General features: G+C 70.4%; 9 protein-coding genes and 1 tRNA gene. 4 read left to right on the top strand and 6 right to left on the bottom strand.

Annotation, left to right across the window (positions count from 1 at the left end):
* On the top strand, window positions 1-1,032 hold a 1,032-nt coding region (locus M0P34_RS06580; protein ID WP_291497648.1), incomplete at its 5' end, for a permease.
* 9 nt (window positions 1,033-1,041) lie between these two features.
* A complete protein-coding gene (locus M0P34_RS06585; protein ID WP_291497650.1) occupies window positions 1,042-1,275 on the top strand; it encodes a thioredoxin family protein in 234 nt (77 codons plus the stop codon).
* A 37-nt stretch (window positions 1,276-1,312) separates the two neighbouring features.
* Here M0P34_RS06585 and M0P34_RS06590 read toward each other — a convergent pair whose 3' ends face one another.
* The 4 genes from M0P34_RS06590 to M0P34_RS06605 all read right to left on the bottom strand — a co-directional run bounded on the left by M0P34_RS06590 (window position 1,313) and on the right by M0P34_RS06605 (window position 8,593).
* Window positions 1,313-5,458, bottom strand: a complete 4,146-nt coding sequence (locus tag M0P34_RS06590; protein ID WP_291497652.1) for a hypothetical protein — start codon at window positions 5,456-5,458, stop codon at window positions 1,313-1,315.
* Between the two features lie 19 nt (window positions 5,459-5,477).
* A complete protein-coding gene (locus M0P34_RS06595) occupies window positions 5,478-5,933 on the bottom strand; it encodes a hypothetical protein (RefSeq protein WP_291497653.1) in 456 nt (151 codons plus the stop codon).
* On the bottom strand, window positions 5,933-7,648 hold the full coding sequence (locus M0P34_RS06600) for a hypothetical protein (protein WP_291497656.1): 1,716 nt from the start codon (window positions 7,646-7,648) through the stop codon (window positions 5,933-5,935). Before M0P34_RS06600 ends, M0P34_RS06595 begins: the two co-directional genes overlap by 1 nt.
* Window positions 7,649-8,506: 858 nt before the next feature.
* Window positions 8,507-8,593 (bottom strand) — tRNA-Leu (locus M0P34_RS06605).
* 190 nt (window positions 8,594-8,783) lie between these two features.
* Here M0P34_RS06605 and M0P34_RS06610 point away from each other — a divergent pair.
* Both M0P34_RS06610 and M0P34_RS06615 read left to right on the top strand, forming a co-directional pair.
* Window positions 8,784-9,725, top strand: a complete 942-nt coding sequence (locus tag M0P34_RS06610) for a bifunctional riboflavin kinase/FAD synthetase (protein WP_291497658.1) — start codon at window positions 8,784-8,786, stop codon at window positions 9,723-9,725.
* A 10-nt stretch (window positions 9,726-9,735) separates the two neighbouring features.
* Window positions 9,736-11,535, top strand: a complete 1,800-nt coding sequence (locus M0P34_RS06615) for a chloride channel protein (protein ID WP_291497660.1) — start codon at window positions 9,736-9,738, stop codon at window positions 11,533-11,535.
* A 27-nt stretch (window positions 11,536-11,562) separates the two neighbouring features.
* Here the strand turns inward: M0P34_RS06615 and M0P34_RS06620 are convergent, their stop codons facing one another.
* The gene (locus tag M0P34_RS06620; RefSeq protein WP_291497662.1) at window positions 11,563-13,245 is read right to left on the bottom strand and encodes a hydantoinase/oxoprolinase family protein; all 1,683 of its coding nucleotides are present in this window, start codon (window positions 13,243-13,245) and stop codon (window positions 11,563-11,565) included.
* A gap of 161 nt (window positions 13,246-13,406) precedes the next feature.
* Complete coding sequence (locus M0P34_RS06625; protein ID WP_291497664.1) at window positions 13,407-14,291, bottom strand: metallophosphoesterase; 885 nt, start codon at window positions 14,289-14,291, stop codon at window positions 13,407-13,409.
* Between the last annotated feature and the right edge of the window lie 409 nt (window positions 14,292-14,700).

Here is a 14,700-nt window from a genome sequence, read left to right on the forward strand (position 1 = left end):
ACCTCGGGCACCGTCCTGGCCGTGTGCTCCTGCACCATCCTGCCGCTGTTCGCGGGCATCTACCGCATGGGCGCGGGCCTGGGCCCGGCCACGGCCTTCCTCTACTCCGGCCCGGCCATCAACGTCCTGGCCATCGTGCTCACCGCGCGCGTGCTGGGCCCGCAGATGGGCGCCGCCCGCGCCGTGGGCGCCATCGCCTTCAGCGTGGTCATCGGCTTGGCCATGCACGTCATCTACCGCAACGAGGAAAAGCAGAAGGCCCTGCTCATGGCCGCCGCGCCCGCCCCCGGGGCGCAGCGCCCCCTGTGGCAGACCGCCGTGTACTTCGCAGCCATGCTCGGCGTGCTGGTCTTCGCCAACTGGGGCGCCCCCGACCAGCCCCAGGGCCTGTGGCACGCCGTTCACGCCGCCAAATGGCCCCTCACGGCGCTCTGCGCGGCGGGCCTGGGGGCCTGCCTGGTGGCCTGGTTCGGGCTGGCCTTGTGGAAGGTTCTGGCCGTGGCCGGGGTCTGCGCCGCCCTGGGGCTGGCCCTGCCCCATGAGCCGTCCGCAGCCTTCGTGGCCGGGGTGGCCGGGTTGACCATCCTGACCAGCACCCGCCAGGACGAGCTGGGCCGGTGGTTCGGGTCGAGCTGGGGTTTTGCCAGGCAGATCCTGCCGCTGCTGCTCTTGGGCGTGCTGGTGGCCGGGCTGCTGCTGGGGAGCCCCGGCGGGGAGGGGCTGATGCCCTCGCAGTGGGTGGCCCGGGCCGTGGGCGGCAACTCCCTGGCGGCCAACTTCTTCGCCTCCTTCGCCGGGGCCTTCATGTACTTCGCCACCCTGACCGAGGTGCCCATCCTCCAGGGGCTCATGGCCAACGGCATGGGCAACGGCCCGGCCCTGGCCCTGCTCCTGGCGGGCCCGGCCCTCAGCCTGCCCAACATGCTGGTCATCCGCAGCGTCATGGGCACGCAAAAGACGGTGGTCTTCGTTTCCCTGGTGGTGGTCATGGCCACGGCCAGCGGCATGGTTTACGGCACACTCTGCCCCTAGGAGGCCGTAATGAGGGAGATCGGGATTCTGGGGCCGGGGTGCCCCCGCTGCGCGCGGCTGGCCGCCAATGTCGAACTGGCCGTGGCCCGGACGGGGGTGCCCTGCCGCGTGGAACGGATCACGGACATGGCGCGGATCGCCGGATGCGGCGTGCTGCTGACCCCGGCGCTGATGGTGGACGGCTGGCTCAAGGCCGTCGGACGGGTGCCCTCGGTGGAGGAGATCGCCGGACTGCTCGCCTGACGGGCGGGGCCGGGGCCCCGCCCGCCGGCGGGCCGGGCTACTGGGTGCGCACGTTGCGCGTGCCGTTGGTCTGCACGGCGTAGCGCAGGACGTTGCGGAACAGCCCGCCGCCCAGGTCGGTGGAGCTGTCGATGACGAACTTGCCGTAGTTGCCCTCGGTGGTCCTGAAGGCATAGACCTGCCCCGTGGTCACCGGGTCGCCCGTCAGGGCGCCGTAGCCGCCCTCGGGGGCCTCGACAAGCCCCTCGAAGCTGCCCCCCACCGTCTGGAAGGTCGCCGCGTTCTCGCTCCACAGGGAGTTGCCCTCGAAGCCCAGGTCGGCCGTGCCCGAGGCGGGCAGGCTCTGGGCCCCGGTCTCGAAGTCCAGGCCCCTGGTGGGCGGGGCGGTATTCTTCTCGATGGTGGCCGTGCGCACGGTGATGGCCGAGGCCGAGGCCACGCCGCCGCTGTCCAGCACATCGCCCGCGCCGGGCTGGGTCGGGGTCCGCTCGTCGCGGGCGGTGCGGATCTCGTCCACCACGGTCATGGGCAGGCCGCTGGCCTCGGCGATTTCCGGCGAGAGGGTGGCGTAGAGCAGGTTGCCGCGCAGGTTGCGCAGCTTCATGACCCCGTCCTCGGGCACGAAGGTCATGGTCGTGCGGCCGCTGGTGGCCTGCTGCTGGCCGGTGGTGCGCGGGATCTGCTTCTTGTCCCACTTGGTTTCCACCGTGGCGTAGCCCTTGGCCACGGTGATGCGGTTCACATAGATGCGCAGCTCGATGGCGCTGAACATGTCGAAGTCGAAGCGCACGCCCTCTTCCAGGAACACGCGGTTGCCCAGGTAGTCGCGCGAGATGACCCGGGCGAAGGCCGCCGCGTCCTGGGCCTCGTAGGCCTCGGCCAGGGCCCTGATGGCCGCCAGGACCAGCTGGTTGTAGTCCACGTTCTCGTAGACCACCGGGCCGCCGGGCAGCAGCCGCAGGGTCACGTCCTCGCGGGTGCCGCCGCGCTTGAGGGTCACATAGAAGTCGTAGCGCTGGCCCGCTGCGGGCAGGAACTCGAAGCGGATGTCGCGCGACACGGGCATGGCGTCCCAGGTGCGGGCGCCGTCGGTGGACAGCAGCATGCCCTCGACGCCATCGACCTCGGACAGGGTGGCCTCCACGCGGATGCGCCCGTTCTCCAGCTCGTCGCGGGTCACGGTCACGCCGCCGGAGAAGGAATCCACGCGCCGCGAGTTCACCCGCAGGTCCAGCACATAGTACATGGCCTGGGCGGCCAGGTCCTCGGCGGCCTCCTGGGCGGCCTTGTCGGCGGCGGCCTGCCGGGCGGCCTGCTCGGCCAGGGCCTGGGCCTGGGCCTTGGCGTCGCGCTCCATTTGCAGGTGCGCCGCGCGCATGGTCACGGCCTCGTCCAGGCGTTCGAGCAGCTTGGCGTACTCCCGGCCCACCTCGCTGGTGCGCATGGCCTCGGGTTCCAGCTTGAAGTTGGCGTCCACGGCGAACCAGTCCCGGGGCGCCTTCTTCACGGCCACGGGCAGCACGGCGGCCACGGCCTCCAGGCCCCTGGCCCAGTCCTCGCCGTCGGTGTGGGGGATGTCCCGGGCCAGGGCCCGGGCCTTGATCACGTCCGTGAGGTAGACGACGCCCCCGCCGTAGACCATGTTCTTCTCCCGCGCCGGGGTGGCCTCGGCCATCTTCGAGAGCTCCGTGGCCCAGGTCACCGCGCCGGGGAAATAGCGCGAGACGAAGCCCCATTGCGGGTAGGCCTGCAAGCGCTTCAGCCAGTCCTGGCCGTACTCGCGCAACTGCGCGGCGTCCATGTAGTGCGGGTAGGGTTCCAGGGCCAGGGCCTCACCCCCGGGGCCCGACACGGCGAAGGGCAGCAGGCGGCCCTCCTGATCCATGCGCAGGATCTGGTCGCCCCCGCGCAGGGTGCGCAGGAATTCTTCCATCTCCTTGTGCTTGGCGCCGAGGAAGGCGATGTCCTGCTCCAGGTTGGAGTTGTTGGTCCGCGCGCGCCGCGCGTAGCCCGCGAGGTTGACGCGCCAGGCGGCGGCCACCGACCGCGCCCGGTCCAGGATCTCCTCCAGGGCCCGTTCGCGCTCCCGGAACCGCGTGGCCGTCTGCGGGCCGAGCAGGGCCTCGATGTAGTCCATGTCCTCGTCGGTGAACACCTGGTCGCGCTCGTTCTTGCGCTCCTCCAGCCGCTTCTTGAGCCAGGCGACGAACTGGTCGGCCTGGTCGATGGGCGCGGCCAGGGCCTCCAGCCCGCCGTCGGAAACCAGCTGCGACGAGAGGGAGGACGCGGCCATCCGCAGTCGGTGGACGACCTCCTGCAGGTCCATGCTGGAGCCGTCGCCAAAGGTGCCCACGGCGGTGTGCATCTCAAGCTCGTAGGTCGGCGCGGGGCGCTCCCAGAACTTGTCCGGAGCCATTTCCAGCGGGGTGGCGATGGAGGCCATGAAACGGTTGTAGCGCTCCGCGCGCCCGCTCCAGTAGGCCGTAAGATCGTAGAACCCCCGGCCCTTCTCGCTCAGTTCGTCGGACAGGGCCTTCACGGTGGCCAGGTCGTTATCCCGCCATTTCCGCATGTCGCCCTCGACGGCGGAGCGCTGGCTGTTGTCGGGCTGCGCCTTGCGCACGACCTCCAGGGCCTCGTCGTAGAACGCGTTGATCTCGGCGCCGAGTTCCGCCACGGCCTGCTCCTGCAGGGCCTGCGCCCCCCCCGAGTCGCCCACGTTGTAGGCGTCGAGCACCTGGGCCTCGACCTCGGCCATCCGGGCCGTGGCGCTCTCGATGGGGTAGCGCTTGATATAGGCTTTGACATCCTGGTAGTCCGCCAGGTGCTGGTCGTACTGGCTGCCCCAGGGCCTGCCCGCGCCATCCGTGGCGGTGGAGGTGCGCGCCAGCTCGGCGTTGTGGGCCCGGGCCTGCTCGTCCATCTTCGCCAGCTTCTTTTCGTATTCGGTGAGCTCCTGGGCGTGGATGGTCGGCGCGTCGACCTGGAGGTTGCGCAGCAGCACCGACCAGCGCCCGGACTCGGACTCCAGCTCGGAGTGCAGGTCGAAGGCGTCGGCCATATAGGCCCGCGCGGCGGCCTGGTTCAGCTCCCGGATCATCCGCGTCCCGGTCTGCTGGTAGGCGGGCAGGTTGATGAGGGCGGGCTTGTCCAGGGCTGCGGAAATCCTGGCCATTTCGCTGCGGGAGCCCTCGAGCAGCGCGCGGTATCTGGGCAGCTCCTCTCGGGCCGCCTTCGCGGCGGTGTACAGTTGCAAAAGCCGGGGCAGGTCGTTGCCCGTAAAGGCCTTCATCTTGGCCACGAATTCCTCGAACCTGGCGTTCTCCTGGCGCAGGCGGGCCTCCTGGTAGCGGACCCGGGCCTGCTTGTTCACGTCGGCCAGCAGCGTGCGGATCCAGCCCCGGGCCGTGTTGCGCAGCTCGCCGGTCAGGGCCAGGGTTTCCTCGTCCTGGGCGCTGGTCATGCCCAGGGAGGCGAGATACGAAGCCCAGCTCTGCTCGGGCCACTCCTCGCCCAGGTGGGTGGTCACATAGCTCTTGACCAGGCCGCGCACCGCCTCGTTGGTCACGATGTAGTCGTTGAAGAAGTAGTCCACGGTGTCGGAGGTGATGCTGATCTGGGCCGGGGAGTCGGGCGTGATCGCGCCGATGAGCCGCCGGTCGCGCTCCACCGTGCCGTAGAGGGCCTCGATGTCGCGCGCGGCGCCCGTGGACTGCACGAGCAGGTGCGACTCGTAGGCCGCCTTGGCCGCCGCCCACACGGCCGAGACCGCCGGGTTGTTCAGCTTGCCCACGGCGGCGTCGGCCATTTCGATGGCCGCCTGGTCGTAGTTGCCCGCCCCGAGCTGCGTGGCCACGCTCTGCACGGTGTCTATGAGCCCGGTGAACTCGGTGACCTTGTCGTACACCGGCCCGTAGTCCTTGAGCCCCTTGAGGGCCTCCAGGCCGCCCAGTTGGGTCAGCAGCCAGTCCGAAGCCTCGTCCTTGACCACGCTTTTGGCGGCGTCGGTGACGCTCTTGCTTTCGGCGGCGGCCTGGGTGAACGACAGGCCGAGCCCGGCGATCTTGTCCGCCGTTTCGGCGGCCCGGGCCGGGCCGCCCGCCAGCAGGAGGCCCCAGGCCAGGGCCAGGAGCAGGGCCGGGAACAGGCGCGCGCGGCGCCCGGAGCAACGGGGTCTGGTCATATGCGGCGTTCCTCTCGCGTCAGAACGGGTTGTCGCCACTCATGCGGGTCAGCAGCCAGCGGCCCTGCGCGGGGGCGAGCACGAACTCCGTGCGCCCCCGGGCCAGGGCCTGGCCGCCCGGGGTCTGGGATTTCCTGGTCCAGGTGAACGCCACGGCCACGGCGCCCCCGCCCGCCGGCAGCACCCGGTCGACGAAGGTTTCGTACTGCACGGCCTGTTCGGCGTTGCGGGCGCGGTCCACCCGGTCCAGGAAGGCCGGGCGCAGCGGCGCGAAATCCGGGGCAACCAGGGCGGCGAAGGCGTCCATGGTCCCCAGGGAGTAGGCGTCCAGCACGGCGCGCACGGCCTCGTGGGCCTCCTCGCGCGCCCCGGGGGACACGGGCGCGCCGGGCTCGACCCGCCCGGCGCAGCCGGGCAGGGCGGTCCAGAGCACCAGGGCCAGGGCCAGGCACAGGGTGAAAAAACGTCCGGACATCAGAAGTTGCTCACAAAGCGCAGCACATAGCGGGCCTCGGAATAGTCCTGGCCCGCGGTGTCGTACTCGTAGTCGTTGTGTTCGCCACGCAGGCTGACCACCGTGCTGCGCTGCTTGTCCAGCCGGTAGGCGAACTCCAGAAACCGGGTGTTGATCTGATAGTCCTGGGCCGCGCCCGTGTTGGCGGCGTCCTGCAGGTTGTAGCCGAAACTCATGGTCAGCGGCTCGGCCAGCTCGTAACGGCCGTTGAGGGTCAGGCCGTGGTGCATGTCCTGCCCCTCGGCGGCCTGGTTGGCGCGCACGTTGCCCACATATCCGGCGGCCAGGTAGAGGCGGCGGTCCCACACGGTGAAGTCGCGGCTCAGGTTCGCGCCGTAGCGCCAGGAATCCTCGTCGTTCACGGTGGCGGGGCGCGCGGTGAAATGGCGCATCTCCAGGAAGGCGCCCAGGGCGGCCTCCCACATGCGCGTGTTGGCCGCAAGGCCCACGGTGACGGTGGTGGAGTCCGCGCTGTTGGCCGTGTCGTCGGAGTCCTTGCGCTGGTGGTTCAGGTAGGGCCGCAGGGAGAGCTCGCGGTACTCCTCGAAGGGCCGGGAGGTCAGGGACAGGTACTTTTCGTCGTAGCGGGTGCGGTAGGTCCGGTCGCTGCCCGGCAGGTCGTCCCAGTACCAGTTCTGGGACACGGTCAGCGTGTTGGCGGGATTCAGGCGCCAGTCGGCGCTGACCATGTGCTGCTGCTTGTCGCTGGAGGCCGAGCCCACCAGGGTCCGGTAGCCGGGGTCCACCCGGTAGGCCAGGTAGCGCAGGTCCCAGATGTTCTTGTGGCGGTAGCCGGGCATGACCCGCCAGGCCGTGCCGTACAGGCGACGGTCGGAAACGTCCTCGTCGGCGATGTATCCGCTGCGCGCGGCCTCGAAGACCACGAAGGCCCCGTTGCGCAGGCGCAGCTCGCCGTCCACTCCGGCGACGATGTTGTCCTGGTCCGTGGCCGAGGGGTCGTTCTCCAGGGACGCGGAGTCGTCCTCCACGGACACGGCCTGCGCGCCCAGGCGCAGCACGGACACGGACGGATGGTCCTGCAGGGGCGTCACGTCGGCCTTGGCCCCGTAGACGTTGCGCTGATAGAGCCCCCGGCCCGACTCGTAGGTCCGAGCCACCACGGCCTTGGTGCGCAGGGGCTCGGCGGGGGCCAGCTCCACGTTCAGGCCCTCCAGGCTGGAGCCCATGACGAACTGGCTGAAGTCGGAGTAGAAGTTGCCGAACTCGACGAGATTCTCGTCGTTGAACACGCTCAGGTTCAACTGCTTGAGCACCACGGCGTTGCGCTCTTCCATACGCTGGTTGTCGGTCTTGCGCAGGTTGGCCTCGCCCTGGAACTGGTAGTCCGCGAAAAGCCGCTCGAAGACGCGCAGGTCCAGTTCCAGCAGGTGGTCCTTGTTGTCGTCGCGATAGAACGATTTGGCCTGGTTGCCGCGCACGGAGGAATACTCGCCCTGCACGGCCACACGCCCGGTGATCATGCCCGAGCGCTCGGGGCCGTACTGGCCGTAGGCGCCGAAGTCGAACAGGTCGTGCAGGCGCTGGGCCGCCGTGAACGAGGGCACGACCTTGGGCGCGTCGGCCCCGCCGTCCGCGCCGTTGCCAAGGAAGATGATCTCCGCGCCCCACCCCGGGCGCGCCACGGCAAGCACGACCAACGCCGCGGCGACAACCATCCGTGCCCATGCGCCACATACTGTCTGCATAAACGACCCGTGCGGTTTGCTGGTTGGTGGTACGCCCTGCGGGCACCGCCCGCGTTGCGGCCCGCCCCCCGCGCAACGCGGCCCTTCGGGAGCGGTCCTGGCTTTGTCCCGGGCACCGCGTCCGGCGTGAGGCGTCTGGCCGGGGGACATGGGGAAAATTATTGCGTTTTCAATCCCAGGTAAAGATGATTTTCGAAATACGGCACATGCAAACCGGGAGTTCCCGCGCAGCGAAACGGCGCGCAAAGGCTGTGAAAAACATTCCGATCCTGCGGCACAAGGTTTTTTCCCGCGCCATTCACAACGCACAACGGCGCCACGGCTCTCCGGAGCGCCGCCGCAAGGCTGACGGGAACGTTCCAGGACAAAAGTTGCGTCCACTGCACAGCCCGTTGCATGCGGGCAAAAGCAACGATACGCCGCAACACAACAGAAGCGGAGCAACGCACCACCCGGCCCCCGATGCGGCCGCGCCGCCCGCCAGGACCGCACCACGGGCAGGGGGAACCTCCGGCGGCGGCCGCCGGGGCGGCCAGGGCATGGCGTCGCCAATCCCGAGGGGAAACCATCACTCCACCTCCCCGGCTTGCCGCGGGACTGCATCGCCCCTGGCGCCGCGCAGCATGGGGGCGGAACGCGCCGTGCGGCGGAAACGAAGCGGAAACGCGCCGCCCCCGGCCCGCCTGCTGCCTCCCGGGCCAGGGCCCAAAAGCACGAAAAGCTCCGGGCGTCGCCAAGGGCCCGGCCGCTGCGCCACCGAACCCCAGGCCAGGGGCCCCAAACGCGAAAAGGGCCCCGGCGTTGCTGCCGGAGCCCTAATCACCTTGATGGTGCCGAAGGGGAGAGTCGAACTCCCACGGAGAAACCCCCACTAGACCCTGAACCTAGCGTGTCTACCAATTCCACCACTTCGGCATCAGGAAGGCCGCTTATAAACCCAAGCTTCGAGCCCTTGCAAGCCTTTTTTAAGATTTTTTTAAAATCAATTATATCATTGCGTTATCAGCTGGCCTTCCGGTGGCGTCCGCCCGGCTTGAACCACGGGCCCTTTTGAGGTAGCACTACGCCTCGCCTGATCCGACTCGGACACACCAAGGAACCACAGATGATCGTCGTCCGCGACCTGGAAGAAATCCGCGACACGTTGCGCGGCTCATGCCTGACCATCGGCAACTTCGACGGGGTCCACAAAGGCCACCAGAAGCTTCTGGCCCGCACGCGCATCCGCGCCGAGGCCCAAGGGCTGGAATCCGTGGCCGTGACCTTCGACCCCCATCCCCTGCGCGTGCTGGCCGGGGGCAACACCCCGCCGTTCATCACCCTCACCGAGCAGAAGGTGGAGCTCATCGAGCGCCAGGGCGTGAACATCTGCGCGCTGCTGCGCTTCACCCGCGAGATGGCCGCCCTGGAGCCCGAGGACTTCGTGCGCCGCTATCTGCTGGACGGGCTGAATATGAAATACATGGTCATCGGCTACGACTACGCCTTCGGCAAGGGCCGCCGGGGCAACCACGAGCTGCTGGCCGCCCTGGGCGAGAAACACGGGTTCCAGGTGGAGCGCGTCAATCCTTATATGTACGGCGGGGCCGTGGTCAGCTCCACGCGCATCCGCGACCTGGTCCGCGCCGGGCGCGTGTGGGACGCCCAGCCCCTGCTGGGACGCTTCTACACCGTGCGCGGCACGGTGGAGCACGGCCAGGGGCGCGGGGGGCGGCTGCTCGGGTTCCCCACGGCCAACCTGCGCCTGGTGGACGAGCTGTACCCGGCGGGCGGGGTCTACGCCTGCTGGGCGACCCACAAGCTGGTGACCCGCCCGGCCGTGGCCAACATTGGCACCAACCCGACCTTCGGCTCCCAGGCCCTGTCGGTGGAGGTGCATATCCTGGACTTCGACCGCGACATCTACGGCGACGACCTGCGCGTGCAGTTCGTGCAGCGGCTGCGCTCGGAGCGCAAGTTCGACGGCCCCCGGGAGCTGGTGGGCCAGATCACCCGCGACTGCGACCTGGCCCGGACCATCCTGGCCAGCTCCCAGGCCCAGCCCTGAGGCCCGGACCATGCGCCTGCGCGACTACCTGAACGCCATAATTCGCAGCGCCTCCATGCGCTGGATGGGCCTGGCCGTCCTGGTGGGGCTGGTGTCGGGCCTGTGCGCCGTTGCCTTCTTCACCGCCGTGGAATACGGCCAGCACCTGCTGTTGCACAGCCTGGCCGGGCAGCCCATGCCCGCCCCCGCCGGGGAGAGCATCTTCCACATGCCCGCCGGGCCGCCGCGCCCCTGGCTCATCCCGCTGCTGACCACGGCCGTGGGCCTGGGCACGGGCTGGCTGGTGACCCGCTTCATCCCCGAAACCATCGGCGGCGGCACCGACGGCACCGACGCCATGATCGACTCCTTCCACAACAAGGAAGGGCGCATCCGGCCCCTGGCCGCGCTGATCAAGGGCTCCACGGCCATCCTGACCATCGTCTCGGGCGGCAGCGCGGGCCGCGAGGGGCCCATCTCCCAGATGGGCGCCGCCGTGGGCTCGTGGCTGGCCACCAGCCTGCGCCTGTCGGCCAAGGAGCGGCGCATCCTGCTGCTGGCCGGGGCCGCCGGGGGCCTGGGGGCCATTTTCCGCGCGCCCCTGGGCGGCGCCCTCACCGCCGTGGAGGTCATCTACCGCGAGGATTTCGAGGCCGAGGCCGTACTGCCCTCGGTGGTCTCCTCGGTGGTGGCCTATTCGCTGTTCACCTTCTTCTTCGGCTCGGACCCCATCTTCGGCATCCCCCAGTTCCGCTTCCACAACGTGGCCGAACTGCCCTTCTACGTGGCCCTGGCCTTCTTCTGCTCCCTCACGGGCTGGCTGTACATCCGGACCTTCGAGTTCGTGAAGTTCCGCATCTTCACGCCCCTGGCCTCGCGCGCGGGGGTCATCCTGGCCATGGGCCTGGGCGGCGCGATCATGGGCCTTTTGGGCATGGTCTTCCCCGAGCTGCTGGCGGGCGGCTACGGCTGGCTGGAGCTGGCCATCAAGGGCGAGCTGGCCGTGGGGGTCATGGCGGGCATCCTGCTGGGCAAGATCGTGGCCACCTCGGTGACCATCGGCTCGGGCATGTCCGGGGGCATGTTCGCCCCGGCGCTGTTCGTGGGCGGCATGTCGGGCGGGGTGGTGGGCGCCCTGGCCCACCGCTTCTTCCCCGACGTGGTCACCCAGCCCGGGGGCTATGTGTTGGTGGGCATGGCGGCCTTCTTCGCCGGGGTGGCCAACGCGCCCATCGGCCCGCTGATCATGGTCTGCGAGCTGACCCAGGGCTACGGGCTGCTGGCCCCGCTGATGCTGGCCAGCGCCCTGTGCATCCTGCTGGGCAAGAGCACCTCGCTCTACGAGCACCAGGTGGAAAACAAGTTCGAGTCCCCGGCGCACCTGGGCGACATGACCATCAACGTCCTGGAGTCCCTGCGGGTGGAGGACCATTTCGTGCCCGGGCGCGTGAGCACCCTGGAGGAATGCACCACGCTGAAGGCCATCACCGATGTCATGGCCAACTCCAACGAGCTGTACTTCCCGGTGCGCGGGGAGGGCGACGCCATCACGGGCATCCTCGGGGTCAAGGACATCCGCAGGGTCATCTTCGAAACGGCCCTGTTCGACCTGGTGGTGGCCCGCGACATCGCCGGGCCCCCGGCCACGCTGCTGCCCGCAGACAACCTCTACGCCGCGCTGCTGCGCTTCGTGGACACGGGCTACGGCCAGATCCCCGTGGTGCGGCCCGACGACCCCACGCACATCCTGGGCCTGCTCAACCGCGAGGACGTGTTCCAGGCCTACCGCGCCGCCCTGGCCCGGCTGCGCGGCGAGGAAGCCGCGGCCTGAGCCGGGGGCGGGCCGCGGCCCGCCGGGTCAGCCCGCGCGGCGCACGATGCCCGGGCGCACCTGGCATTTGACGCGGATGGTCCGCCCCACGGTCCGCGCCCCCTCCACCATGTTGAACGCGCCGGATTCGGTGATCTCGGGCTCGGCGCCCTCCAGGTCCGCGCCCAGCGAGCGGATGTGCTCCGCCAGGGCGCCGCGCGCGTCGGCCTCGGCCTCGGCCAGGGAATAGCCGCGCGCCACCGGGCGGTCCACGCCCAGGGCCGGGATGAGCATGCGGCCCTTTTGCGTGTCGGCGAACAGCTCGGCCTCCAGGGTCGTGCGCGTCAGGGCCGCGCCAATGGCGTTGGCCACCGCGTGGTGGTCGGGCAGGCGCACATCCAGCCCCGAGGCCCGGGCCAGGAGCGGCGCCAGGGGCCCGGCGGGCCCGCCCATGACGTAGTGGCGCACCGGGCGCACCTGCCGCCCGCCCAGCAGCTCGCGGATGGTGTACACGGGCTTGGAGTTGATTTCGTCCACCAGGTCGCGCGCGGCAAGGACGATGGCGCCAACGGCCGCGTCCACGGCCTGGCGGGCCAGCTCCCCGGCAGACAGGCCCCGGGCCGCGCCCAGCTCGGCCAGCCCCCGGCGCGAGGCATCCACGTCGCCGAAGGCGCAGGCCCCCGCGACGTTGAGGGCGTCGATCAGGGCCGGGGCGCCGGGGCGGCCCGCGCCGCACCCGCAGGTCGCCAGGGCCGGGCCGCGCCGGTCGGGGCCCACGGTGACCCCCGCCGGGCCCAGGCGCAGGGCCGAATCGCCGCCCACGCCGATGGAGCGCACCTTGAGCGCGGGGACCAGGGTCGGATAGGAGCCCACGGTCATGCCGTGCTCCTCGATGACCGGGGAGCCGTCGGCGAACACGGCGATGTCCGTGGTGGTGCCGCCCACGTCGAGGATCACGCAGTCGTCGCGGATGTCGCACAGGGCGATCATGCCCATGACGCTGGCCGCCGGGCCGGACAGGATGGAGTGCACAGGCAGGGCGCGCGACAGCTCCAGGGGCATGGTGCCGCCGTCGGCCTTGAGGACGTTGATCTCCGCGTTCAGGCCGAAGTCGGCCAGGCTCTCCTGGGCGGCCCAGGCGAAATCGTTGTACTGCCGCCAGACGGCGCTGTTGAAGTAGGCCGTGGCCATGCGCCGGGGAAAATTGAGCACCCCGGACAGGCTGTGGCCCAGGGTCACATGGTCGGCCCCGCCGCCCTGGTCCAGGGCCCGGGCCATGGCCCGCTCGTGGGCCGGGTTGCGCGTGGAGAACTTGCCCACGGCCGCGAACACGCGCACCCCGGCCGCGCGCATGGCGGCCACGGCGGCGGCCAGGGCCTCGCCGTCCAGGGGCGCGACCTCGGTGCCGCGATGGTCCACCGCGCCGCCCAGCACATGGAAATGGCCGCCCGTGCGATGGTTCTCGGGGTCGATGCCCGGCCCGGCGGCCACAAGGACGCCCACCTCCTCGGTCTTGCCCTCGACGATGGCGTTGGTGGACAGGGTGGTGGACAGGTTCACCCGGCGCACGGCCCCGGGGTCCACCCCCCGCAGCACGGCCGCCAGGGCCGCGCGCACCGAAAGCAGCAGGTTGTCGTGGTCCGTGGGCACCTTGGCCTCGGCCACCACCCGGCCCCGGTCCAGCACCACGGCGTCCGTGTGCGTCCCGCCGACATCGATTCCCAGAAGCATGGCCCTCTCCTGCACGCTGACGCGGCCCGGGCGGGCGCCCGACCGCCTGACCAGTGCATACCAAGACGCGGCCCAAGTCAAACCCCTTTCCGGCCAGCGGTCGCCGCGCGGCGGCGAACGGGGCCCGAAAGGGGAAAGGACAGGCCGCCGGCGGGCCCGGCTCAGGCCGCGGGGGTGCGGTGCAGGGTCAGGACGGCCACCTCGGGCGGGCAGTTCAGGCGCACGGGCACGCTGACGCCGACCCCGGTGGAGGTGAACACCTGGCGCTCGGTGCCCTCGACCCGCCGCAGGCCGCGCGGGTAGTGGTGGGCCAGCGAGGGCAGGATGGGCGCGCCCAAAAGCGGCAGACGCACCTGTCCGCCGTGGCTGTGCCCGGATATCTGCAAGGGCAGGGTGTGGCCCGAGGTCTGGGCCAGGAAATCGGCGTAGTCCGGCTCATGCACCAGGACAAACGCCATCTCGTCCTCGGGCACGCTGCGCAGGGCCCGGGAATGGTCGGCCAGGCCCTCGGTGGCCGAGTCCAGCCCCACAAGGCGCAGGGTGGCCGCGCCGTAGGCGATGCTGCGCGACTCGTTGACCAGCAGGTCCACCCCGGCGCGCGCCAGGGGCACGGAGGTCTTGCGCAGGTCCAGGTGATGGTCGTGGTTGCCCGGGCAGGCGAACACGCCCAGGTTGGCGATGAGGTCCGACAGGGCGTCGGCGCAGGCCTCGGCCTGCTCCGGGCGGTCCTGGAAAAAGTCGCCGGGCAGCACCACCATGTCGGGGTGCAGGGAATTCATGATCTCCACCGCCGTGGACACGAAATCCGCAGACACATAATCGCCCACATGGAAATCGGACATCACGCCCACGCGCAGGCCCTCCAGCGAATGCGGCAGCCCCGCGACGGGCACCACCGTGGAATTGACCACGATGCGGCTCGGGGCGACCACGGCGGCGTATTGCGCGCCCACCCCCGCCAGGCACGCGCATCCGGCCAGGCGCAGGAACCGCCTGCGGGTCATGCTGGGGGAGAAGGATTCGGTGTCGATTTCGTAGGGGGACATGTCGGATACCCTTGCTGCCTGGGGGGAGCGACGGGATGCGGGACGGAAAGAGGGCGCCTAGGCGCGGCGCGACCCGGCGGGCGCCGGGCGCGAAGGAAGGACGGCGGCCCCCTGCGGGCCGGGCACGAAGGCCGCGCGAACCGGACGCACAAGGCGCCCGCCACGCGGCAGGGTCTGCGAAAAAGGCCTGGTGTGCATGTGTGCGGTCTCCACGCCGTGGACGGCGACAAGGCAGATATGATCCCGATCGCCCCCGCCGTCAATGGGGGGACGCCGAAAAACCCCGGCCGCCCCCCGGCGCGCGGCGGCCGCGGGGCCGGAGGGGCCGCGGGAGGGGGGATGGCGGAAATCATCGGCGGCGCGCGGCGGCCGCGGGGGCGGCGGCCTTTACCATTTATGCGCGCATCTG

The sequence above is a fragment of the Desulfocurvus sp. genome (assembly GCF_023230885.1).
Lineage (GTDB): Bacteria > Desulfobacterota > Desulfovibrionia > Desulfovibrionales > Desulfovibrionaceae > Desulfocurvus.